Here is a 23556-nt window from a genome sequence, read left to right as displayed (position 1 = left end):
ATGATCAGTCTGCTACACACCGACGATCCCGTTCCACCGCTTCGCGAATTCCGCCCGCTCCCCCGCCGAGATGTCCCGTGCGATGGCGAGCCGCCCGCGCATCGCCGCGTCCGGGAAGATCAGCGGGTCCTCGGCCAGGGCGGCGGTCTCCTCGTCGCCGGAGGACGCCAGGACGTCCTGGGCGGCGGGGACCGGGCAGACGTAGTTGACCCAGGCGGCCAGTTCGGCGGCGACCTCGGGCCGGTAGTAGTGGTCGATCAGCCGCTCGGCGTTGGCCTTGTGGCGGGCCAGGTTGGGGATCATGAGGGACTCGGCCCACAGTTCGGCACCCTCCTCCGGGACGACGAACTCGATGTCCGGGTCGTCCGCCTGGAGCTGGATCACGTCACCGGAGTAGGCCTGGCAGGCGAGCACGTCGCCGCTGGAGAGGTCCTTGATGTAGTCGTTGCCGGTGAAGCGGCGGATCTGCCCCTTGGCGACCTGCTTCTCCACCTGGTCGCAGATCAGGTGGAAGTCGTCCGTCTCCCAGTCGGTGATGTCCACGCCGTTTCCCTGCATCAGCAGCGCGAACGCCTCGTCCATGCCGGACAGCAGGGTGACGCGACCCCTGAGGTCGGCCGCCCACAGGTCGGAGACGTGCCGGATCTCCCGGCCGAGCCTGCGCCGGTTGTAGGCGATGCCGGTGATGCCGGACTGCCAGGGCACGGTGAACTTCCGGCCGGGGTCGAAGGCGGGCGAACGCAGCAGCGGGTCCAGGTACTTGGTGACGTTCGGCTGCCGGGAGCGGTCCATCTCCTGCACCCAGCCCAGCCGCACGAACCGCCCGCACATCCAGTCGCTGATGACGATCAGGTCGTGGTCGGTGGGCTGGTGGTTCATCAGGGACGGGCTGATCTTGCCGAAGAACTCGTCGTTGTCGTTGATCTCCTCGACGTAGTCGACGGAGATGCCCGTCTCCTTCTCGAACGCCTCCAGCGTGGGCCGCCGGTTCGGACGCTTGTCGTCGGTGTCGATGTACAGCGGCCAGTTGGCCCAGGTCAGCCGCCGCTCGGTGGCGGACCGGTCGGTCGCGGCGCGGTCGCCCGGGGCCACGTACGCCGCGGGGACACCGCAGCCGGCCAGGGCGCCGAGCGCACCGAGCGCGGCGGAACCGCCCAGGCCGCGCAGCAGGGTACGACGGGAGAGCGGAGGCGTCTTCGGGAGCAGGGGCATGGCACGAGCATCCCGTCCCCCGCCCACCGGGACAATCGACGCTGCGTCGAGCGGGCCCGGCCAGGCCCGACACCCTGTCGAGCGCGGGGAGTTCACCCCTGGCACACACGCGCCGCGGCCCCGGACGGAGACCGGGAAGGTCCGTCCGGGGCCGCGCGCACACCGCGTGGGGTCACATGTCCAGCGACGTCATCACGTGCTTGATCCGCGTGTAGTCGTCGAAGCCGTACCCCGACAGGTCCTTGCCGTAGCCGGACTTCTTGAAGCCGCCGTGCGGCATCTCGGCGACCAGCGGGATGTGGGTGTTGATCCACACGCAGCCGAAGTCCAGCCGCTTGGACATCCGCATCGCGCGCCCGTGGTCCTTGGTCCACACCGAGGAGGCCAGCGCGTACTCGACGCCGTTGGCCCACTCGACGGCCTGGTCCTCGTCGCGGAAGGACTGGACGGTGATGACCGGGCCGAAGACCTCCTGCTGGATGATCTCGTCGTCCTGCTTGAGGCCGGAGACGACGGTCGGGGCGTAGAAGTAGCCCTTGTCGCCGACCCGGTGGCCGCCCGCCTCGACCTTGGCGTGCGCGGGCAGCCGCTCGATGAACCCGGAGACCTGCTTGAGCTGGTTCGGGTTGTTGAGCGGGCCGTACAGCACGTCCTCGTCGTCCGGCTGCCCGGTCTTGATCTCGGACGCGGCCTTGGCGAGCGCGCTCACGAACTCGTCGTGGACCGACTCGTGGACCAGCACGCGGGTGGCCGCCGTGCAGTCCTGGCCGGCGTTGAAGTAGCCCGCCTCCGAGATGCCCTCGACGGCCTTGGGGATGTCGGTGTCCTCGAAGACCACGACCGGGGCCTTGCCGCCCAGCTCCAGGTGGACCCGCTTGAGGTCCTTGGAGGCCGACTCGGCGACCGACATGCCGGCCCGCACCGAACCGGTGATGGAGGCCATCGCCGGGGTCTCGTGCTCGACCATCAGGCGGCCGGTGTCGCGGTCGCCGCACACGACGTTGAAGACGCCCTTGGGCACGATCGAGCCGATGATGTCGGCCATCAGGGCCGTGGAGGCGGGGGTGGTGTCCGAGGGCTTGAGGACGACCGTGTTGCCCGCGGCGAGCGCCGGGGCGAACTTCCACACGGCCATCATCATCGGGTAGTTCCACGGCGCGACCTGCGCGCAGACCCCGATGGGCTCGCGGCGCACGAAGGAGGTCAGACCCTCCATGTACTCGCCGGCGCCGCGGCCCTCCAGCATCCGCGCCGCGCCCGCGAAGAAGCGGATCTGGTCGACCATCGGCGGGATCTCCTCGGAGCGGGTCAGCCCGATCGGCTTGCCCGTGTTCTCCACCTCGGCCGCGATCAGCTCCTCGGCCCGCTCCTCGAACGCGTCCGCGATCTTCAGCAGGGCCTTCTGCCGCTCGGCCGGGACCAGGTCCCGCCACGCCGGGAAGGCCGCCGCGGCGGCCGCCATCGCGGCGTCCACGTCCGCCTGCCCGGACAGGGGGGCGGTCGCGTACGCCTCGCCCGTGGCGGGGTTGACCACTTCCGTGGTCCGTCCGTCGGCGGCGTCCCGGAACTCACCGTCGATGTAATTGCGCAGACGACGCAGCTCGGTGCTCACTGCCGGCCCTCCAAGTTCGGGTGTCCATTGACTGAGACACCCACCCTAGACGGAGTGCCGACGTTTTCAACACCCCCACTCCCCTCAGGGTTGCGATATCCGCAGTCTGAAGCGATCGAAACAACGAATTTCATCGATCCGGCCTTGCGAAACTGTCGATACGTCGTGCACAGTGAAGCCGTGGCCAGTCGAAGCGCAGACCAGAAGGACTCCCGCGAGTCCAGGAACGGCGGTCCCCAGTTGGACGCCGTCTCCCTCGCCATCATCGAGCAGCTCCAGGAGGACGGCCGCCGGCCCTACGCCGCCATCGGCAAGGCCGTGGGCCTGTCGGAGGCGGCCGTGCGCCAGCGCGTCCAGAAGCTGCTCGACCAGGGCGTCATGCAGATCGTCGCCGTCACGGACCCGCTCACGGTGGGCTTCCGGCGCCAGGCGATGGTCGGCGTCAACGTCGAGGGCGACGTGGAGTCGGTGGCCGAGGCGCTGTCGGCCATGTCCGAGTGCGAGTACGTGGTGATGACCGCGGGCTCCTTCGACCTGATGGTGGAGGTCGTCTGCGAGGACGACGACCACCTCCTGGAGGTCATCAACCGACGCATCCGGGCCGTGCCCGGCGTGCGCTCCACCGAGAGCTTCGTCTACCTGAAGCTCAAGAAGCAGACCTATATGTGGGGAACCCGATAATCGTGAGCACCGACAGCCCCAAGGACCTCAGCAAGACCGCGTACGACCACCTGTGGATGCACTTCACCCGCATGTCGTCGTACGAGAACGCCCCCGTCCCCACTATCGTCCGCGGTGAGGGCACCCACATCTACGACGACAAGGGCAAGCGCTACCTCGACGGTCTCGCCGGCCTGTTCGTGGTCCAGGCCGGACACGGCCGCACGGAGCTGGCCGAAGCGGCCGCGAAGCAGGCGCAGGAGCTGGCCTTCTTCCCGGTGTGGTCCTACGCCCACCCCAAGGCCGTCGAGCTGGCCGAGCGCCTAGCGAACGAGGCCCCCGGCGACCTCAACAAGGTCTTCTTCACCACCGGCGGCGGCGAGGCGGTGGAGACCGCCTGGAAGCTCGCCAAGCAGTACTTCAAGCTGACCGGCAAGCCCACCAAGTACAAGGTGATCTCCCGCGCGGTGGCCTACCACGGCACCCCGCAGGGGGCCCTGTCCATCACCGGCCTGCCCGCGCTCAAGGCCCCCTTCGAGCCGCTGGTCCCCGGCGCGCACAAGGTGCCGAACACCAACATCTACCGCGCCCCGATCCACGGCGACGACCCCGAGGCCTACGGCCGCTGGGCCGCCGACCAGATCGAGCAGCAGATCCTGTTCGAGGGCCCGGAGACCGTCGCGGCGGTCTTCCTGGAGCCCGTGCAGAACGCGGGCGGCTGCTTCCCGCCCCCGCCCGGCTACTTCCAGCGGGTGCGCGAGATCTGCGACCAGTACGACGTGCTGCTCGTCTCGGACGAGGTCATCTGCGCCTTCGGGCGCCTCGGCACGACCTTCGCCTGCGACAAGTTCGGCTACGTCCCGGACATGATCACCTGCGCCAAGGGCATGACCTCGGGCTACTCCCCGATCGGCGCCTGCGTCATCTCCGACCGCCTCGCCGAGCCGTTCTACAAGGGCGACAACACCTTCCTGCACGGCTACACCTTCGGCGGCCACCCGGTCTCCGCCGCGGTCGGCATCGCCAACCTCGACCTGTTCGAGCGCGAGGGCCTCAACCAGCACGTGCTGGACAACGAGGGCGCCTTCCGCGCCACCCTGGAGAAGCTGCACGACCTGCCGATCGTCGGCGACGTCCGCGGCAACGGCTTCTTCTACGGCATCGAGCTGGTCAAGGACAAGACGACCAAGGAGTCCTTCAACGAGGAGGAGACCGAGCGGGTCCTGTACGGCTTCCTCTCCAAGAAGCTCTTCGAGAACGGCCTGTACTGCCGTGCCGACGACCGCGGCGACCCGGTCATCCAGCTCGCCCCGCCGCTGATCTCCAACCAGGAGACCTTCGACGAGATCGAGCAGATCCTGCGCGCCACGCTGACGGAGGCGTGGACGAAGCTCTGATCATCCTCCGATCATCCTTTGGGACGATCATCACCGGCCCCGGCGCCGCCCGTTCGAGTGAGACACGGCGGCCCGGGGCCTCGTGCTGTCCGGCCCCCGCGCGGGGACTGCCTAGCGTGCCCAGTGACCGATCGGCCCCGTCTTCGTTCCCCCGGAAGGGGGACGACACGACCGGGGAAATACGGATCAGAACCGAGGTGTACGCCCATGGAGGCCCCGCCGGACAACGATGTGCTCTGGGCCCGCGCCCTGCACTTCCAGCACCACGACGGCTCCCCCGCGTTGCAGGGCGTGTCGCTCGGTGTGCGCGAGGGCGAGATCCTCGCCGTGAGCGGACCGCGCGGCAGTGGCAAGACCACGCTGCTGCGGTGCCTGTCCGGCCTGGTCAAGCCGCAGGACGGCGAGGTGTGGTTCAACAGCGTGCCGGTGCACACCATGGGTCCGCTGAGCCGGGAACGCCTGCGCCGCGACCGCTTCGGCTGGATCGACCCCGCCCCGGCGCTCGTCCCGGAGCTGAACGCGTGGGAGAACGCCGCGCTCCCCCTCATGCTGCGCGGCACCGGCCGGCGCCGGGCAAAGACCGCCGCCCTGGACTGGCTGGACCGCCTCGACGTCGGCGGCAAGGCGCGCAGGCGCCCGCACGAACTCCAGCAGGCCGAGCGGCAGCGCGTCTGCATCGCCCGCGCCCTCGCCGTCGCCCCGGCGGTCCTCTTCGCCGACGAGCCGACGGCACCCCTGCACCGCGCCGACCGTGCCCAGGTGCTGCGGACGCTCACCACGGCGGCCCGCTCGCACGGCATCACCGTCCTGCTCGCCACCCACGACGCGCAGACCGCCGCCCTGGCGGACCGCGCGGTGGCGCTCCTCGACGGACGCCGGGTACGGACCGTGCACCTCCCCCCGCTCGCCGAGACCGCGGTGGCCACGGGTGCCGCCGGGACTCCCGGAACGGAAGGCCGGGCGGCGTGCTCGCTCTCCGCCTGACCCGCACCGCCCACCTCGCCGTCCACCTGCGCCGCCTGCTGGTCGCGGTGGCTTCGGCGGGCACGGGCTTCCTGTTGCTGTCCGCCCTCGGCTACGCCCTGAGCCACCCGGACACACCCGGCGCCGCCGCGCTCCGTCTCGCCTGGTGCGCGGCGCCGCTGGCCGCCGCGGTGCACCTCGCGGTGACCGTGGCCCGCACCGACCCCGGGACCCGGCCCCGCTCGGGGCTGTCGGCGATCGGCCTGGGCCCGGGCCGGCTGATGGCCGTCTCGGCGACGACGACGGCCTTGGCCGCCGCGCTCGGTTCGGTGGCGGCCCTGTTCCTCTACCTCCAGCTGCGCGGCGACCTGACGGGCGGCCCGCCCTCGGGCCGCGTGGCGGCCGACGCCCTGGCCGTCGGCCAGTCCCTGCCCGCCCCGGCCGTCCTGACCCTGCTCGTCCTCGTACCGGCCCTCGCGTCGGCCGCGGTGGCCCACACGCTGCGCCCCCGCGACCCCCGGCCCACCACCACGGCACCGCGCGGCTACGGCCGCTTCGGCGCGTACGGCTGGGGCAAGACCCGAGAAACCTTCGGCGCCTACGGCCGCTTCGGCTCCCGAACCACCGCCGTGACTGCGGGCAGTCGTGCCGACGTGGCTGCGGGCAGTCGCGCCGACGTGGCGGCACAGGTGGGCGCAGGCGGCGGCCTGCGCACGCAGGTGAGTGACCCCCGGCCCCCAGCCCCGACGGACGGCGCAGCGGAGACGCCGGTCACCACACAGACGCTGGACCCGCAGCCCGAGCCCGCCCCAGAGCCGGCCCCCCGCCCCCAGAGCACCACCGCCCTCCCCTGGGGCATCGCCGTACTCGCCGCGGGCCTCACCGTCGAGACCTACACCGGCAACGCCTCCACCGCCCCCACCCCCGGCACGGCCCCCTCCGCCGGTGTCCTGATCGGCTGGGCCCTCGCCGCCCTGGGCCTCGCCCTGGCCGGCCCGGGCCTCACCCATCTGTGCGGCCGCCTGCTCCAGGCCGCCCGCCCCGGCGCCCTGCGCCTCCTGGCCGGCCGCGTCCTCATGGAGGAGTCCCACCGCATCGGCCGCCCCCTCGGTGTCGTGGCCGCCGTGGCCGCCGCGGCCTACGTGGCGGCCACGGTGTACGACGGCGACGGCCCGGCCTTCGGCCCGCTGGCCACGCTGGGCGCCCTCCTCGTGGCCGGCTGCACGGTCGCCACCCTCCTCACTGCCGCCGTCGCCGCCAAGCACGCCCGCGCCGACACCACGGACGCCCTGCTGCGCCTCGGCGCACCCCCGGCGACCCTGCGCGGCGCCGCCGCCGTACGCACCGCCGCCCTGCTCGCCCTGTTCGGTCCGCTGACCCTGGTCGTCGCGGTGCTGGCGGCACTGCCGCTGGACCACTGAGCCTCGGCCGAGCCGCAGCCGAGCGGCAAGAATCCTTTTCGAGAAAGTCCCCGGACCGGCGATGAGTTCCGGGGCCGCCTCCCGTCTACCTCTTCGAACGGCACGGCACACGAACCGCACGACAGCGGCGGCACATCAACGGGAGAGGCCCCCCATGTACCAGCAGATGATCTTCCTGAACCTGGCCACCAACGACCTCGACACCTCCAAGAAGTTCTTCACCGGGCTGGGGTGGGAGCTCAACGCGCAGTTCAGCGACGACAACACCGCCTCGTTCCCGGTGAGCGACACCATCGTCGTGATGGTGCACACGCCGCAGAAGTACCGCGAGTTCACGAAGAAGGAGATCGCGGACTCGACGAAGTCCAGCGAGGTGCTGATCGCGCTGAGCGCCGAGAGCCGCGAGAAGGTCGACGAGCTGGTGGACAAGGCGGTCGCGGCCGGCGGCTCGGTCTCCGGCGAGACGCAGGACCACGGCTTCATGTACGGCCGGGCCTTCGACGACGTCGACGGCCACACCTTCGAGGTCGTGTGGATGGACCCGGCGGCGGTCGAGGGCTGATCCGGGCGCGTGCCTAGCATGGGCGGGTGGATCCGACATCCGATCAGACACCCGCCCAGCGCAAGGCCCGGTCACCGCACGGGTCACCGTCACTGTCACAGTTCCAGTCCCACCACGCCTCCCACGACCGGGAGATCGAGAGCCTCGACGAGTTCGACCGCGTCGTCGCGGCCCCCGGCTCCCTCGCCCACCACCGCGTCCAGGCCGTCGACCTGACGGACCGTACGGACGCCCTGCTCGCCGCCGACGCCACGGGCGCCGTCTTCCTCGGATGCCCGATGGCCCCGGCGGCGGCCGCCCGGGTGCGCTCCGCCGGCGCCCTGGTCTTCCCGCCCATACCGGGCCTCCCCTTCGACCCGTACCGGGGACGCGTCTACTCCCCCGACGAGTTGTACGCCCACCTCGCCGAGGGCTACGAGGCGACACCGGACGCCCTCGCGTACGCATGGTTCCAGCAGACCAAGGCCGACGGCGACGTGTTCGCCTCGATGCTGCGCGCCGTCCACGACGACGCCGTCTCGGACGCCCTGGACGAACTCGTCGCCGGCGCCCGGGTGGTGGGTGTCATGGGCGGCCACGCCATGGCCCGCGGCACCGCGGAGTACGCGGGCGCCGCCCGCCTGGGCCGCGAACTGGCCCGCGCCGGGCTCCTGGTGGCCACGGGCGGCGGCCCGGGCGCGATGGAGGCGGCCAACCTCGGCGCGTACGCCGCCCCGTTCGAGGACGGGATGCTGGACGACGCCCTGGCGCTGCTCGCCAAGGTCCCGTCGTTCGCGCCGTCGATCGGCGACTGGGCGCGGTCCGCGTTCGAGGTGCGGGAGCGCTGGCCGGACGGCGGCGCCTCGATCGGCATCCCGACCTGGTTCTACGGCCACGAGCCGCCCAACGCCTTCGCCGCGCACATCGCCAAGTACTTCGCCAACGCCACCCGCGAGGACGGCCTGCTGGCCCGCTCCACGGCGGGCGTCGTGTTCCTGCCGGGTGCGGCCGGCACCTTGCAGGAGATCTTCGACAACGCGACGCCGAACTACTACGAGTCGCGCGGCGAGCCCACCCCCATGGTGCTCGTGGACCGGGAGCACTGGACCGGGACCCTGCCGGCGTGGCCGCTGCTGCGGTCGCTCGCGAAGGGCCGGGCGATGGAGTCTCGAATCGCACTGGTTGGCCGGATCGACGAGGCTCCCGAGGCGCTGAAACGTCTCGGCGGTTAATAAGACGGCAAAGTCAACGCCCCTGTCCGGCATATGCGTTGACACTTCTTACGCCCCGCTTATAGACCAGTGAGGCTCATGGGTGTGCTGATGCCGCGTCATCGAGTGTCGGCACACTCACCACCCCCCGCATCCGCGCTCCCGTAAAGGACAAACGTGGCAGTCCTGTCCATAATCAGCCGTACGGCATCCCGCCGTGGTGTCCGCGCCCTCGGCGTCGTCGCCGCCTCCGCGGCCCTGGCGCTCAGCGCCTCCGGCTCCGCCCTCGCCTGCGACATCAGCGAGTTCTCCGCCGAAGCCCAGTGCGACGGCGACAACGGTGTCATCACCGTCACCGACGTGGACCCGGCCGGCATCCCGGCCACCGTCACCGTCACCCTGAAGAGCACTGGCGAACAGGTCGGCCAGGAGACGGTCAAGGGCTCCAAGGAGGGCACCACCGTCTCCTTCGCCGTGGACTGGAAGCCGAACACGGATTACCGCGTCCACATCAAGGCCGACCGGTACGTCGACGAGTTCATCAAGCCGGACGTCACCACCCCGTCGACGCCTTGCAAGACCGAGGACACGCCGACCCCGACCCCGACCCCGTCGGAGAGCTCCTCGACCCCGTCCGACGAGACGGAGTCCCCGGCGCCGGAGCCCTCCACGTCGGCCCCCGCGCCGTCGCAGCCGGAGAGCAGTGCGCCGGCGGCCGCGCCGAGCGACAACGCCCCGTCCCCGGCGGCCGGTGAGTCCAACCTCGCCGAGACCGGTGCCAACTCCAACACCGGCATGATCGCCGGTATCGCGGCGGCCTTGGTCGTCGTCGGTGGCGGTGCCGTCTTCTTCGGCCTGCGCCGTCGCGGAGCCAACAGCAACCGCTGACGCCCGCACACCGGTTCACGTACACCGGTTCACACAGCGGTGGCCCGTCCCGTCCAGGGGCGGGCCACCGTCGTGTCAGCCGAACGTCGCCTTTTCCAGCCAGAGTTCGAGCAGCTTGCGGTCACCGAGCACCTCGAGTCCCGGGGCGTCCAGCGGCAGCCGGCCGTAGAAGGACATCAGTACGTCCGTGAGCGGGCCGCGCAGCGCCACGGTCGCCTTCTCGTGGCCGCGGCGCCAGGTGATGCCCTCGTCGGGCAGCTCGATCAGCCACTCGGCGTTCAGCTCGGCCGGGGTGTCGGTGGCGTGCAGGTGGATGCTGCTGCCCGGGGAGCGCAGCTCCTTCGCCGCCGTGCCGGGGAGCACCCGCTGCACGAACCGCACGATGTCCAGCCACTCGTCGACCGCGTCGGCCGCCACGTCGGCCGCGACCGGCTGAAGGGGCAGACCGGCCGCCAGTACCGCGTCCGCCCCGTGGACGACGATCTCGTGGGTCATCCGCCGCGCCCAGAATCCCGCGGTGTCGACGCCGGCCCAGGACCACGCGCGCGCATCCGGCCCGGCCTCCCGCAGCGCACCGACGACCACCTCGCCGGACTCCGTCAGCCACGCCTCCAGCGCCGCCGCGTCCCCGGTCGTCGCGGGCCCCTCGTTGCCCGGCACCCGGTCCATCGGGACTTCCTCCTCGGCGCGGGTGCCGACGATCAGGCCGGTCCAGCGCAGGGCCCGGCCGACGTGCCGTACCAGCTCCTCCAGGGTCCAGTCGGGGCAGGTCGGCACGGTGGCGGACAGATCCGCACCGGACGTGACCACGGCCCCCAGCCGGCCCACCTGGTGGACGATTTCGTCGCAGTACCGTTCGTGCGCGAGGAGTGTCATGCGCTCACCCTACGAACGGAACGATCACCCGAGCACCACCGTTTCGGCCACATCGAACTCCACGCCGACCGCGTCCCCGACCTCGGGCGCGTCCCGCAGCGCGCAGGCCGCCTCCAGGCGGGGCGCGTCCTGCGGCTGGAGGTGGACGGCGACGTGCGTACCGCGGAAGGTGCGGGCCGTGACCGTGCAGCGCAGGCCCTCGTCGGCGGGGACGATACGGACTCCGGCCGGCCGCACGAGCACCGTGCGCGAGCCCTGCGGGGCGCCCTCGGGGACCGGCACCTTGCCCCAGGGGGTGTCGGCGGCCTGCCCGGCGACGGACGCGTCGGTCACGTTGTCGAAGCCGAGGAAACGGGCCACGAAGGCGTCCGCCGGACGCTGCCAAACCTCCAACGGCGTCCCTGACTGGGCGATCCGCCCGTCCCGCATCACCACGACCCGGTCGGCCAGCGCGAACGCCTCGCCCTGGTCGTGCGTCACGGCCAGCACCGTGGTGCCCAGCCGGCCGAACAGCTCCCGCAGTTCCACCACGAGGCGTTCCCGCAGCGAGCGGTCGAGCTGGCCGAGCGGCTCGTCCAGCATCAGCAGCCGGGGCCGGGGCGCGAGGGCGCGGGCCAGGGCCACCCGCTGCTGCTCACCGCCGGAGAGCGCGGCGACGGACCGGCGGGCGGCACCCGGCAGCCCGACCAGCTCCAGCAGCTCCCCCACCCGGGCCTGCTGCTCCGTCCGGGACGCGCCGCGCATCCGCGGCCCGAAGGCGATGTTTCCGGCCACGTCCCGCTGCGGGAACAGCTGGTGGTCCTGGAACATCAGCCCGACCTCGCGCCGGTGCGCGGGCACCCCGGTCTGGTCCCGTCCGTCGAGCGTCACCCGGCCGGCGTCCAGCGGCTGGAGCCCGGCGACCGCCCGCAGCAGCGTCGACTTGCCGCTGCCGCTGGGCCCGAGCACGCACACCACCTCGTGCTCGGCGACCCCCAGGTCGACGTCGTCGAGCACGGGCCGCCCGCCGAAGCGGACGGTCGCGCCTTCCAGGCTCAACAGGCTGGCCGGCATGTCTAGAACTCCCCGCTCCGGTCGGTCCGCAGCCGCTCCAGCACCACCAGGGCCACCGCGCACACCAGCATCAGAATCGTCGAAAGGGCCATCGCCTGGCCGTAGTTCATGTCCCCGGGCCGGCCAAGGAGCCGCGCCACGGCGACCGGCAGCGTCGGGTTGTCGGGCCGCGCGATGAACACGGTGGCCCCGAACTCCCCGAGCGACACCGCGAAGGCGAAGCCGGCCGCCACCAGCAGCGCTCGCCGCACCATCGGCAGGTCCACCTCGCGCCACACCCGCCACGGCGACGCGCCCAGCACCGCCGCCGCCTCCCGCAGCCGCCCGTCCACCGCCCGCAGCACCGGCAGCATGGTCCGTACGACGAACGGGACGCCCACCAGCGCCTGCGCGAGCGGCACCAGGATCCAGGACGACCTGAGGTCCAGCGGGGGTTCGTCCAGCGCGATCAGGAAGCCGAAGCCGACCGTCACGGCCGACACTCCGAGCGGCAGCATCAGCAGCGCGTCGAACCCGCGCACGAAGCGGCCCGCGTCGCGCCGGGTGAGGGCGGTCGCGGCCAGCGCGCCGATCACCACGGCGATGGCGGTGGCGGCGACGGCGTACTGGAGGGAGTTGCCGATCGCCTCGATCGGCGGGACGAGGAAGGCGCCGCCGTCCTCGCGGGCCAGCGCCCGGTAGTAGCCGAAGCCGGACGCGCCGAGCGACCGCTGGGCCAGCACCGCGAGCGGCAGGACCAGCAGGACGACGATCACGCCCAGGACACCGGCGAGCAGCGTCCACTGTCCTGCCCCGCGCGGCCGGCGCGCGGTCGTGGCCGCGTCCACGAGCCGCAGGGCGCTCTCGCGCCGGCGTACCGTCCACGCGTGCACGGCGAGGACGGCGGCGACGGCCGCGAACTGGACCAGCGTCAGCACGGCCGCCGTGGACAGGTCGAAGACCTGCGAGGTCTGGCGGTAGATCTCCACCTCGAGGGTGGAGAAGGTGGGTCCGCCGAGGATCTGGACGACGCCGAATGAGGTGAAGGTGAACAGGAAGACCATCAGCGCGGCGGCGGCCACGGCGGGCGCCAGCGCGGGCAGCGTCACCTGCCGCCAGGCCCGCAGGCGCGAGGCGCCCAGCATCCGCGCGGCCTCCTCCTGGCGCGGATCGAGCTGCGCCCAGAGGCCGCCGACGGTGCGGACGACGACGGCGTAGTTGAAGAAGACGTGCGCGAGCAGGATCGCCCACACCGTGGTGTCCAGGCGCAGGCCCCACAGCTCGTCCAGCAGCCCGCCGCGCCCGACCAGGGCCAGGAACGCCGTGCCGACGACGACCGTCGGCAGCACGAACGGCACGGTCACCACGGCCCGCAGGACCTGCTTGCCGGGGAAGTCGAAGCGGGCGAAGACGTAGGCGCCGGGCAGGGCGATCAGCAGGGTGAGCGCGGTGGACGCCAGCGCCTGCCAGGTGGTGAACCACAGGACGTGCCGGACGTCGGACTGCGCCAGCACGTCCCCGACCCGGCCGAGCTGCCAGACTCCGTCCACCTTCAGGCCGCGCGCGACGATGGCGGCGACGGGGTAGGCGAAGAACACCGCGAAGAACGCGACGGGCACGGCCATGAGGCCGAGCCGGGCCGCACTCCCGCGCGCGGTGCCCGTCGGCGTCACCGCTGATTTCACCGCCGATTTCACCGTCCGCTCGCCTTCTCGGCTCACTTCAGTACGAGCGAGGTCCACGACTTGACCCACTGGTCACGGTTGCCGGCGATCTTCGCCGGGTCCAGGGTCTGCGGGTCCTTCGCCTGCGGCCCGAACTTGGTGAACGCCTCGGGGATCCGCGCGCCCTCCCGCACCGGGTAGACGAACATGTTCAGCGGCATGTCCTCCTGGAACCTCTTGCTCAGCAGGAAGTCGAGGAGCGCCTTGCCGCCCGCGGGGTTCTCGGCGTTGCTGAGCAGGCCCGCGTACTCGACCTGCCGGAAGCAGGTGCCGTCGGCGACGCCCGTGGGGGCGGTGTCCGGCTGCGGGTCGGCGTAGATGACCTCGGCCGGCGGGGAGGAGGCGTAGGAGACGACGAGCGGACGGTCGCCTCCCGCCTTCTTGCCGCCGGACGAGCCGGAGAACTCCTCGTTGTAGGCCTGCTCCCAGCTGTCGACGACCTTGACGCCGTTCGCCTTGAGCTTCTTCCAGTAGCCCTCCCAGCCCTCGTCGCCGTACTGGGCGGCGGTGCCGAGCAGGAACCCGAGCCCCGGCGAGGAGCTGCCCGCGTTCTCGGTGACGAGCAGGTCCTTGTACGCGGGCTCGGCCAGGTCGTCGAGGGACTTCGGCGGAGCGAGGTCGTGCTTCTCGAAGTACGCCTTGTCGTAGTTGACGCAGATGTCGCCGGTGTCGACCGGAGTGACCCGGTGCTTGTCCTGGTCGGCCCGGTACGCGGGCAGGACCTGGTCGGAGCCCTTCGCCTCGTACGGCTGGAACAGGCCGTTGTCGAGCGCGCGGGACAGCAGGGTGTTGTCGACGCCGAAGAAGACGTCGCCCTGCGGGTTGTCCTTGGTGAGGATGGCCTTGTTGACGGCCTGCCCGGCGTCGCCGTCCTCCAGGACCTTGACCTTGTAGCCGGACTCCTTCTCGAAGGCGGCGACGACGTCCTTGGACGCGGCCCACGAGTCGTGGCTGACCAGGGTCACGGTCTTGGAGTCGCCGGAGCCGCTGCCGGCGTCGTCGGACGACGATCCGCAGGCGGCCAGGGTGCCGACCATGCCGAGGCCGACGGCCAGGACGCTGACCTTCTTGGTGATGCTCACTGAATTCCTCCTGGGTGACCAGGAGAAGACGCGGCCCCGCCCGGAACCCCTGGCGAGGGTCCCGGGCAGGGCGCAACAGCTCGAGTGGTGACCGATCTCCCTACCCAGAATGACCTGGGCCAGGTTCGGAGGGTCTGCGGCCGGTGCCGCACTCTCAGCGCTGTGGCGCTCCCCTGTCGGAATATGAAGATGTGACTGTGCTGACGTACTTCCGCCGGTCAGGTTACCGCTCGCTCGCGGCGAGCTGACCACACGCCCCGTCGATCTCCTGCCCCCGGGTGTCCCGGATCGTCACCGGCACACCGTGCGCCGCGATCGCCTCCACGAACGCCTTCTCGTCCTCGGGCCGGGACGCGGTCCACTTGGAGCCGGGCGTGGGGTTGAGCGGGATCAGGTTCACGTGCACGGGCCTGCCCTTGAGCAGCCGCCCGAGACGGTCACCGCGCCAGGCCTGGTCGTTGATGTCGCGGATCAGGGCGTACTCGATGGACAGCCGGCGCCCGGACTTCGCCGCGTACTCGAACCCGGCGTCCAGCACCTCCCGCACCTGCCACCGCGTGTTGACGGGGACGAGGGTGTCGCGCAGCTCGTCGTCGGGGGCGTGCAGGGAGATGGCGAGGCGGCACTTGAAGCCCTCGCCGGTGAAGCGGTGGATCGCGGGGACGAGACCGACCGTGGAGACGGTGATGCCGCGCTGGGAGAGCCCAAGACCGTCCGGCTCGGGGTCGGTGAGCCGGCGGATGGAGCCCACGACCCGGTTGTAGTTGGCGAGGGGCTCGCCCATGCCCATGAACACGATGTTGCTGAGCCGCGCGGGGCCTCCGGGGACCTCGCCGTCCCTGAGCGCCCGCATGCCGTCCACGATCTGGTGCACGATCTCGGCGGTCGACAGGTTGCGGTCGAGACCGGCCTGGCCGGTGGCGCAGAACGGGCAGTTCATCCCGCAGCCGGCCTGGGAGCTGATGCACATGGTCACCCGGTCCGGGTAGCGCATGAGGACGGACTCGACCAGCGTCCCGTCGAACAGCTTCCACAGCGTCTTGCGCGTGGTCCCCTGGTCGGTCGACAGGTGCCGTACGACCGTCATCAGCTCGGGCAGCAGGGCCTCCCGCAGCCCCTCGCGCGAACCGGCGGGGATGTCGGTCCACTGCTCGGGGTCGTGCGCGTACCGCGCGAAGTAGTGCTGGGAGAGCTGCTTCGCGCGGAACGGCTTCTCACCGATCGCGGCGACGGCCTCCTTGCGCTCGGCGGGCGTGAGGTCGGCAAGGTGCCGCGGCGGCCGCTTCGCTCCGCGGGGTGCGGCGAAGGTGAGCTCACCGGGGGCTGGACGGGCCACGGTCGGACAACTCCTCATGACGGCGGGCCTGTGGCAACCCCCCGCGTCTGCGGGGACAACGGCAGGGCCATGCCGAAGCCAGGAGACCTCACTGGAACATCCCCGCATCGGCGGGGATACACGGAAAGGCCCGCAGCAGATGCCGCAGGCCCTTCCCATGCTACCGGATGGCTGTCAACCCGACCCGACGAAGATCACCAGCAGCAACCACACCACCGGCGCCGTCGGCAGCAGGCTGTCCAGGCGGTCCATGATGCCGCCGTGACCCGGCAGGAGGGTGCCCATGTCCTTGATGCCGAGGTCGCGCTTGATCATGGACTCGCCGAGGTCGCCCAGGGTGGCGCTGACCGCGACCGCGAGGCCGAGCAGCAGGCCCTGCCACCAGGTGCCGTCCTCGATCAGGAACTGCACGCACAGCGCGCCCGCCGCCATCGCGAACGCCACCGCTCCCAGCAGACCCTCACGCGTCTTGCCGGGGCTGATGCGCGGGGCGAGCTTCTTCCTGCCGAAGCGCCAGCCGACGGCGTAGGCCCCGGTGTCGCTGACGACCGTCAGCATCAGGAAGACCAGGACGCGCCAGGCGCCGTCGTCCGCCGCCAGCATCATGGTGACGAACGTGGCCAGGAACGGCACGTAGAAGGCTGCGAACAGGCCCGCGGTGACGTCCTTGAGGTAGCCCTCGGGCGGCTCCGTCATCCGCCAGACGAGGACCGCGAGGGCCGTGAGGGCCATGGCGATCCACGCCCCCTCGGCGCCGCGCGCGTAGCCGGCGACCACCATCGCCGCACCGCCGATGGCGAGCGGCACGAGGGGCGCCTTGATGCCCTTGCGCTCCTCCAGACGCTTGGTCAGCTCCCACAGGCCCACCACGACGGCGATCACCACCACGCCGACGAAGACGGCCTTGACGACGAACAGCGACGCGATGATCACCACGCCGAGGCCGACACCGACCCCTATCGCGGCCCCCAGGTCGCGCCCCGCGCTCTTCTTCTGCGGCGGCTGGGGCTGCGCCGGCTGCGGGGCGTCGGGCATGGGCTCCGGATTCTGCGGCACCGCCGCATACGGCTGCGCCGACGGATTCTGGTCGCGGTACGGCTCGTCGCGACCGGGCTGGTCGTGGAACGGCTCGTCCCGGAACAGGGGACCGCCCGGCCGAGCGGTCCCCTGGTCGTCGTCCTGGTCTCCGCCGTGTTCGGGTACGTCGGGCACGATGGGCATGGGGCGAGTCTGCTGCGCGTAGTGCGCATCGTACGCGGGACCCGCCGGGGCGGCGCCCTGGACGGGTCCCTGGTCGGACGGCCCCCAGTACCCGGCTTGTGGCGGCGCTCCCCAGGAAGAGTCGTTCATCAGACTTCGAGCAGCTCAGCTTCCTTGTGCTTCAGGAGCTCGTCCACCTGTGCGACGTACTTGGCGGTGGTGTCGTCGAGCTCCTTCTCCGCACGGCGGCCCTCGTCCTCGCCGACCTCGCCGTCCTTGACCATCTTGTCGATGCCGTCCTTGGCCTTGCGGCGCACGGAGCGGATCGAGACCTTGGCGTCCTCGCCCTTGGCCTTGGCGACCTTGATGTAGTCGCGGCGGCGCTCCTCGGTGAGCTCGGGGAACACCACCCGGATGATGTTGCCGTCGTTGCTGGGGTTGACGCCCAGGTCGGAGTCGCGGATCGCCTGTTCGATGTTGCGCAGGGCGCTCTTGTCGAAGGGGGTCACCACGGCCATGCGCGGCTCGGGCACGGAGAACGAGGCCAGCTGGTTGATCGGCGTCAGCGCGCCGTAGTAGTCGGCCACGATCTTGTTGAACATCGCCGGGTGCGCACGGCCGGTGCGGATCGCGGCGAAGTCCTCCTTGGCGACCACGACGGCCTTCTCCATCTTCTCCTCGGCCTCGAGGAGGGTCTCTTCGATCACCACTTGCTCCTGCGTGTCTTGAGTAGGCCCGGCTGCGGTTGCCCTTGCGGGGCGGCGGCCGGCTGCGTCGCGTTCTTCCTGCACGGTTCCCGACCGGCGGGACATTGTCCATCCCCCGGCCCGGTCCCGCCCCGTCCGTCCCCCGGACAGGTGGCGTCCGCGGACGGGGGGTGTTCTCCGGTCAGTCCCGGCTGCCCTGGTCCCCCACGAGCGTGCCGATCTTCTCACCCTTGACGGCGCGGGCGATATTGCCCTCCTTCAGTAGCTCGAAGACCACGATCGGGAGGCTGTTGTCGCGGCAGAGCGTGACGGCCGTGGCGTCGGCGACCTTCAGATCGCGGGTGATGACCTCGCCGTAGCCGAGCGCGTCGAACTTCACGGCGTCCGGGTTGGTCTTGGGGTCGGAGTCGTAGACCCCGTCCACGCCGTTCTTGCCCATGAGCAGGGCCTCGGCGTCGATCTCGAGGGCGCGCTGCGCGGCGGTGGTGTCGGTGGAGAAGTAGGGCATGCCCATACCGGCGCCGAAGATGACCACGCGCCCCTTCTCCAGGTGGCGCACGGCGCGCAGCGGGATGTAGGGCTCGGCGACCTGGCCCATGGTGATGGCGGTCTGCACGCGGCAGTCGACGCCCTCCTTCTCCAGGAAGTCCTGGAGCGCCAGGCAGTTCATCACGGTGCCGAGCATGCCCATGTAGTCGGAGCGGGCGCGGTCCATGCCGCGCACCTGCAGCTCGGCGCCGCGGAAGAAGTTGCCGCCGCCGATGACGATCGCGATCTGCGCGCCGTCCCGGACGACGGCCGCGATCTCGCGGGCGATGGCGTGCACCACGTCGGGGTCGACGCCCAGGCCCCCACCGCCGGAGAAGGCCTCTCCGGACAGCTTCAGCATGAAGCGGCCGCGTACTTTGCCGTCGTCGCTCTTCTCGGCCTTGGTGGTCATGGAGATCTCGCCTCTTTTACGTGGGTCACACACACGAAGAAGGCCACTGCCGGCGGGGGCGGGTTTCGCATCCCATACGCGGCAATGGCCTCCTCGTCAGATCTGCTGTCGTCCGCCGCCACGCGCGTGTACGCAACGGCATACGCGAACGGCGCCGACGACTGCTGTCGACCCTACCGGGGTCGTACGTCCGTCGCGGTACGGACTCAGATGCCGACCTTGATGCGCGAGAAGCGCTTCAGGCTGACACCGGCCTCTTCCAGCACCTTCTGGACGGACTTCTTGTTGTCCAGGGCGTAGGGCTGGCCCAGCAGGGTGGCGTCCTTGAAGAAGCCGTTGAGGCGACCCTCGACGATCTTCGGCAGGGCGGCCTCGGGCTTGCCCTCGGCGCGGGTGGTCTCCTCGGCGACGCGGCGCTCGGTCTCGACGACCTCGGCCGGGACGTCCTCCTTGGAGAGGTACTTCGGCGCGAAGGCGGCGATGTGCTGGGCGACACCCTTGGCGATCTCGGCGTTGGGCTTGTCCAGCTCGACGAGGACACCGATCTGCGGGGGCAGGTCGGGCATCGTGCGGTGCATGTACGCGGTCACGAAGCCGCCGGAGAACTGCGCGAAGCGGTCCAGGACGATCTTCTCGCCGAGGTTGGCGTTGGCCTCGTCCACGTACGCCTGGACGGTCTTGCCGGCCTCGATCTCGGAGGCGAGCAGGGCCTCGAGGTCGGCCGGGGCGGCCTTGGCGACGTGCTCGGCGATGGCCGTGGCGACGTTCTGGAACTTCTCGCCCTTGGCGACGAAGTCCGTCTCGCACTTCAGCTCGACGAGGACACCCGAGGTGTTGTCGTCGGCGATGATCGAGACGACGGCGCCGTTCTCGGCAGAGCGGCCCTCGCGCTTGGCGACGCCCTTCTGGCCCTTGATGCGGAGCGCCTCGACGGCCTTCTCGACGTTGCCCTCGGCCTCGTCCAGCGCCTTCTTGCAGTCCATCATGCCGGCGCCGGTGAGCTCGCGGAGCTTCTTGACGTCGGCGGCGGTGTAGTTCGCCATGATTCCGGAATCTCTCTCGAAGTCTGAAGATCTACGGGCCGGACGGCGGGGGCTTCGTGGGCCCCCGCCGTCCAGAACCCGAAGGTGGTGAGGGGTCAGGCCTGCTCGGCGTCCGCGGCCGGGGCCTCGGTGGCGGCAGCCTCGGCGGCAGGAGCCTCGGCGGCGGGGGCCTCGGTGGCCTCGGCAGCCGGGGCGGCCTCGGCGGCAGGAGCCTCGGCGGGCTTCTCGGCGGCCTCGGCGTCGTCCTTCTTCTCGGCCTTCTCGCCCTCGAGCAGGTCGCGCTCCCACGCGGCGAGCGGCTCACCGGCGGCCTTGTCGCCCTTGGCGCCACCGGCGGCACCGGAACGGGCGATGAGGCCCTCGGCGACGGCGTCGGCGATCACGCGGGTGAGCAGGGTGACGGAGCGGATCGCGTCGTCGTTGCCCGGGATCTTGTAGTCGACCTCGTCGGGGTCGCAGTTGGTGTCGAGGATGGCGACGACCGGGATGTTGAGCTTCCGGGCCTCGCCGACCGCGATGTGCTCCTTCTTGGTGTCCACGATCCAGACGGCGCTGGGCACCTTGGACATCTCGCGGATACCGCCGAGGGTCTTCTCCAGCTTGGCCTTCTCGCGGGAGAGGACCAGCAGCTCCTTCTTGGTGAGGCCGGAGGCGGCCACGTCCTCGAAGTCGATCTGCTCGAGCTCCTTCAGGCGCTGCAGGCGCTTGTAGACGGTCGAGAAGTTGGTGAGCATGCCGCCCAGCCAGCGCTGGTTGACGTAGGGCATGCCGACGCGGGTGGCCTGCTCGGCGATGGCCTCCTGCGCCTGCTTCTTCGTGCCGACGAACATGACCGTGCCGCCGTGGGCGACGGTCTCCTTGACGAACTCGTAGGCGCGGTCGATGTACGACAGCGACTGGAGCAGGTCGATGATGTAGATGCCGTTGCGCTCCGTGAAGATGAAGCGCTTCATCTTCGGGTTCCAACGGCGGGTCTGGTGACCGAAGTGGACGCCGCTTTCCAGCAGCTCCCGCATCGTGACGACGGCCATGGCCGTATCTCCTTGATTTTCTCGGTTGTGCCGCGCGAGCCGGACGGCTCCCGCGCCTGACGCCCGGATGCGCCTGCCCTGAGGGACCGAGGGGCGCTGACACGGACCTGTGCGGGCCTCGTGTCGGGGCGTGCGAAGTCGACCCGGTGACCCGGATCGCCACCAGAAGTGTACGGGACCCGCGGGGTACCGGGTGACGCGGCTGTCCACAACCGGGGCGCGGTCCACAGGGCCGGGCGTCGATCGGCCGGGCGCGGGACGGTGTCCGCATGCGAACGAGGCGATGGGTGAGTGCGTGGACCCGACCGGTACTGCTGCCGGTCGTCCTGTCCGTTCTGACCGTGCCGGCGGTGCTGGCCGTCCTGGCGGTGCTGGTCGTGGAGCCGCCGCGACCGGCGGCGGGGGCGGCCGCGGTGACGGTCGCGGCGGCGGGCCGGGCGGTGCCGGCGGCCGGGGTGCCGGACGCCTCGCGGAGGTCGCCGGGCCCGATGGCGCCGGACCCGGTGGTGCCGGCTCTGGCCCGTCACTGGCCGGTCGGGGACCGGCCAGCGGTTCTGCGGGGCTGGGAGCCTCCGGCGACCCCGTACGGCCCCGGCCACCGCGGGGTGGACCTCGCCGCGGCGGGCGGGGCGCCGGTACGGGCGGTGGCCGCGGGGCGGGTGTCGTTCGCGGGGCCGGTCGCCGGCCGGGGCGTGGTCTCGCTGGAGCTGGCCGGTACGGGTGACCCGCCCCTGCGGACCACGTACGCGCCCGTCGAGGCGACAGTGGAGGAGGGCGACGAGGTCGCGGCCGGCGAGGTGCTCGGCACGGTGCAGCCGACGGGCTCGCACTGCACCGGCTGCCTGCACTGGGGTCTGCTGCGCGGCGACGTCTATCTGAACCCGCTGTCCCTGCTCCCGCCGTGGCTGCTGGACGCGGGTCCGTCGAGGCTGCTGCCGGTGCTGGGGGTGCCGGTGCCCGGCCGGGCGGGGGTCAGCCCCGAACGCCCCGCAGCACCATGGAGACCGCCGCCTCCGTGATCTCCGCGGGCTCCTCCGCCGCGCCCAGCTCGATGCGCCGTACGGCCGCGTCCACGACGCCCTGGAGGAGCATCGCCGCCAGCCTCGGCTGGTCGTGCCCCAGGTCGCCGAGCGCCTCGACGATCATCGCGACCAGCCCGCCGTGCGCGGCGCGGATCTTCTCCCGCGCGCCGGCGTCCAGCTCGCTCGCGGAGATGGCCACGACGGCCCGGTGCCGCCGGTCCCCGACCAGGTCGAGCTGGGTGCGCACATACGCCTCGATCTTGGCCCCGGGAGCCGTCTCGCGCTCCATCGCCGCCTCGACCTCCGCCGCCCAGACGGGGAAGTCGACGGCACACAGCTCCTCGACCACGGCCGCCCGCGACCGGAAGTACTCGTACACGGACGACCGCGCGAGGCCCGTCCGTTCGGCGAGGGCGGGGAAGGTCAGCGCCTCCGTTCCGCCGTCGGACAACAGGGAGCGTGCCGCGTCCAGCAGGGCGGCACGCTGCATCGACCGGTGCTCGGCCACAGAGGCCGCTCGAATCCTTGGCACGTCACCACTTTACGGACGCGGCACCCCGGACGGGAGTCACTCACCGGCCGGACGACCACCGGCCGCCGCGCCGACGCCGACGCGCACCGCGCCGAAACCCCAGGTCAGCGGCCGAAACCGGCCAGCTTGGCGCGGAGCTGCAACACCGACTTGGTGTGAATCTGGCTGACTCTGCTCTCGGTCACGCCCAGCACGTTCCCGATCTCGGCGAGGGTGAGGCCCTCGTAGTAGTACAGCGTGACGACGGTCTTCTCCCGCTCCGGCAGGGTGTTGATCGCCCGGGCCAGGAGCCGTCGCAGCTCGCGGTCCTCGGCGACCTCCACCGGATTGTCGGCGGCGGTGTCCTCCAGCGTGTCCATCAGACTCAGCCGGTCGCCGCCCTCGCCGCCCGCGTGCAGCAGTTCCTCCAGGGCCACCACGTTGGCCAGCGACAGCTGGCTGAAGACCGCGTGGAGGTCCTCCACGGCGATCCCCATCTCCACGGCGACCTCGCTCTCCGACGGGGTGCGGCGCAGCCGCGCCTCCAGCGTCGCGTACGCGCGCTCCACGTTGCGTGCCTTCTGCCGCACCGAGCGCGGGATCCAGTCCAGCGCACGCAGTTCGTCGATCATCGCGCCCCGGATCCGGGTGATCGCGTACGTCTCGAACTTGATCTCGCGGTCGACGTCGAACTTCTCGATGGCGTCGATCAGCCCGAACACTCCGGAGGAGACGAAGTCGGCCTGCTCGACATTGGACGGCAGTCCCACACTGACCCGGCCGGCCACGTACTTCACGAGGGGCGAGTAGTGCAGGATCAGCTGTTCCCGCAGCCGCTCGTCGCCGGTCGCCTTGTACGACCGCCACAGCTCGTCGAGTGTCGAGGGGGCGGACGGTCGCACGCTGCCACCGTCGCGGGCGGCTGGGGGGATCGCCGCCCGGTCGGACCCGGAGGTGTGCTGGGGCATTCGTCGCCTAGTGCCGTTTCTGCCGTGATGTCGTGTGCCTGAGGCCGCCGGTCTGCTTTCTGGTTGTCGCCTGTCGTCGGCCGTCTGCGTGGGGGTCATCGTGAGCGTAGCGTGACTGGGCCGTCGCGGTGTGCGAAGGAGTGGGCGGGGACCCTACGCAGATACGTTCCGCCGAACGC

Annotated in this window: 22 protein-coding genes and 1 riboswitch; of the genes, 8 read left to right on the top strand and 14 right to left on the bottom strand. The window is 71.3% G+C overall.

The genetic code is table 11. From position 1 onward, the window contains the following. Window positions 1-12: 12 nt before the first annotated feature. Window positions 13-1212 (bottom strand): polyamine ABC transporter substrate-binding protein, encoded by a 1200-nt coding sequence (locus Sco07f_RS34965; RefSeq protein ID WP_108990241.1) that lies wholly within the window; start codon window positions 1210-1212, stop codon window positions 13-15. A gap of 172 nt (window positions 1213-1384) precedes the next feature. After that, entirely contained in the window at window positions 1385-2824 is a 1440-nt protein-coding gene (locus Sco07f_RS34960) for a gamma-aminobutyraldehyde dehydrogenase (RefSeq protein WP_007444926.1), read from the bottom strand. 165 nt (window positions 2825-2989) lie between these two features. Between Sco07f_RS34960 and Sco07f_RS34955 the strand changes: the two genes are divergently transcribed. The 7 genes from Sco07f_RS34955 (at window position 2990) to Sco07f_RS34925 (ending at window position 9905) form a co-directional block, all read left to right on the top strand. Then, entirely contained in the window at window positions 2990-3505 is a 516-nt protein-coding gene (locus tag Sco07f_RS34955) for an Lrp/AsnC family transcriptional regulator (RefSeq protein WP_007444925.1), read from the top strand. A 2-nt stretch (window positions 3506-3507) separates the two neighbouring features. After that, window positions 3508-4881 (top strand): aspartate aminotransferase family protein, encoded by a 1374-nt coding sequence (locus tag Sco07f_RS34950; RefSeq protein WP_042825281.1) that lies wholly within the window; start codon window positions 3508-3510, stop codon window positions 4879-4881. 207 nt (window positions 4882-5088) lie between these two features. Then, window positions 5089-5865, top strand: a complete 777-nt coding sequence (locus tag Sco07f_RS34945) for an ABC transporter ATP-binding protein (protein WP_007444923.1) — start codon at window positions 5089-5091, stop codon at window positions 5863-5865. Beyond that, window positions 5847-7265, top strand: a complete 1419-nt coding sequence (locus Sco07f_RS34940; protein ID WP_108990240.1) for a hypothetical protein — start codon at window positions 5847-5849, stop codon at window positions 7263-7265. The genes Sco07f_RS34945 and Sco07f_RS34940 overlap by 19 nt, the downstream gene beginning before the upstream one ends. 154 nt (window positions 7266-7419) lie before the next feature. After that, a complete protein-coding gene (locus Sco07f_RS34935) occupies window positions 7420-7827 on the top strand; it encodes a VOC family protein (protein ID WP_108990239.1) in 408 nt (135 codons plus the stop codon). Window positions 7828-7853: 26 nt separating this feature from the next. Further along, window positions 7854-9038, top strand: a complete 1185-nt coding sequence (locus Sco07f_RS34930; protein ID WP_108990238.1) for an LOG family protein — start codon at window positions 7854-7856, stop codon at window positions 9036-9038. Window positions 9039-9194: 156 nt separating this feature from the next. Then, a complete protein-coding gene (locus tag Sco07f_RS34925) occupies window positions 9195-9905 on the top strand; it encodes an LAETG motif-containing sortase-dependent surface protein (RefSeq protein ID WP_007444932.1) in 711 nt (236 codons plus the stop codon). 75 nt (window positions 9906-9980) lie between these two features. On the opposite strand, the gene Sco07f_RS34920 is transcribed toward Sco07f_RS34925, so the two are convergent. From Sco07f_RS34920 to rpsB, 10 genes are all read right to left on the bottom strand, one after another. Further along, window positions 9981-10781, bottom strand: coding sequence for a maleylpyruvate isomerase family mycothiol-dependent enzyme (locus Sco07f_RS34920; protein ID WP_087789409.1), 801 nt, complete (start codon window positions 10779-10781; stop codon window positions 9981-9983). A gap of 24 nt (window positions 10782-10805) precedes the next feature. Further along, window positions 10806-11834, bottom strand: coding sequence for an ABC transporter ATP-binding protein (locus Sco07f_RS34915; RefSeq protein ID WP_087789410.1), 1029 nt, complete (start codon window positions 11832-11834; stop codon window positions 10806-10808). A 2-nt stretch (window positions 11835-11836) separates the two neighbouring features. Further along, window positions 11837-13555 carry an ABC transporter permease gene (locus Sco07f_RS34910; protein WP_167468313.1) on the bottom strand — a complete coding sequence of 573 codons (1719 nt, stop codon included), beginning with the start codon at window positions 13553-13555 and terminating at the stop codon, window positions 11837-11839. Continuing rightward, window positions 13531-14619, bottom strand: a complete 1089-nt coding sequence (locus Sco07f_RS34905; RefSeq protein ID WP_108990237.1) for a thiamine ABC transporter substrate-binding protein — start codon at window positions 14617-14619, stop codon at window positions 13531-13533. Before Sco07f_RS34905 ends, Sco07f_RS34910 begins: the two co-directional genes overlap by 25 nt. Before the next feature lie 79 nt (window positions 14620-14698). Further along, a riboswitch (TPP riboswitch) is annotated at window positions 14699-14804 on the bottom strand. A gap of 38 nt (window positions 14805-14842) precedes the next feature. Beyond that, the gene (gene rlmN, locus Sco07f_RS34900) at window positions 14843-15973 is read right to left on the bottom strand and encodes a dual-specificity RNA methyltransferase RlmN (RefSeq protein WP_087789412.1); all 1131 of its coding nucleotides are present in this window, start codon (window positions 15971-15973) and stop codon (window positions 14843-14845) included. Window positions 15974-16129: 156 nt separating this feature from the next. Then, window positions 16130-17305: a phosphatidate cytidylyltransferase gene (locus Sco07f_RS34895; protein ID WP_108990236.1), complete on the bottom strand. Its 1176-nt coding sequence runs from the start codon at window positions 17303-17305 to the stop codon at window positions 16130-16132. Next, complete coding sequence (gene frr, locus Sco07f_RS34890; RefSeq protein WP_007444938.1) at window positions 17305-17862, bottom strand: ribosome recycling factor; 558 nt, start codon at window positions 17860-17862, stop codon at window positions 17305-17307. Before frr ends, Sco07f_RS34895 begins: the two co-directional genes overlap by 1 nt. Window positions 17863-18043: 181 nt before the next feature. Beyond that, the gene (gene pyrH / locus Sco07f_RS34885) at window positions 18044-18802 is read right to left on the bottom strand and encodes a UMP kinase (protein ID WP_007444937.1); all 759 of its coding nucleotides are present in this window, start codon (window positions 18800-18802) and stop codon (window positions 18044-18046) included. Between the two features lie 206 nt (window positions 18803-19008). Continuing rightward, window positions 19009-19845, bottom strand: a complete 837-nt coding sequence (tsf, locus tag Sco07f_RS34880; RefSeq protein ID WP_007444936.1) for a translation elongation factor Ts — start codon at window positions 19843-19845, stop codon at window positions 19009-19011. 95 nt (window positions 19846-19940) lie between these two features. Further along, complete coding sequence (gene rpsB, locus Sco07f_RS34875) at window positions 19941-20876, bottom strand: 30S ribosomal protein S2 (RefSeq protein WP_007444935.1); 936 nt, start codon at window positions 20874-20876, stop codon at window positions 19941-19943. 269 nt (window positions 20877-21145) lie between these two features. Between rpsB and Sco07f_RS34870 the strand changes: the two genes are divergently transcribed. Continuing rightward, window positions 21146-21895: a murein hydrolase activator EnvC family protein gene (locus Sco07f_RS34870; RefSeq protein ID WP_439959706.1), complete on the top strand. Its 750-nt coding sequence runs from the start codon at window positions 21146-21148 to the stop codon at window positions 21893-21895. On the opposite strand, the gene Sco07f_RS34865 is transcribed toward Sco07f_RS34870, so the two are convergent. Beyond that, entirely contained in the window at window positions 21849-22406 is a 558-nt protein-coding gene (locus Sco07f_RS34865) for a TetR/AcrR family transcriptional regulator (RefSeq protein WP_042825269.1), read from the bottom strand. The two genes, Sco07f_RS34870 and Sco07f_RS34865, sit on opposite strands and share 47 nt — an antisense overlap. Window positions 22407-22534: 128 nt before the next feature. Next, entirely contained in the window at window positions 22535-23377 is an 843-nt protein-coding gene (gene whiG, locus Sco07f_RS34860; RefSeq protein ID WP_007444904.1) for an RNA polymerase sigma factor WhiG, read from the bottom strand. Window positions 23378-23556: the final 179 nt, after the last annotated feature.

Source organism: Streptomyces coelicoflavus (assembly GCF_003112555.1).
GTDB classification, from domain to species: domain Bacteria; phylum Actinomycetota; class Actinomycetes; order Streptomycetales; family Streptomycetaceae; genus Streptomyces; species Streptomyces coelicoflavus.
This window is presented reverse-complemented; position numbering and strand designations above follow the sequence as displayed.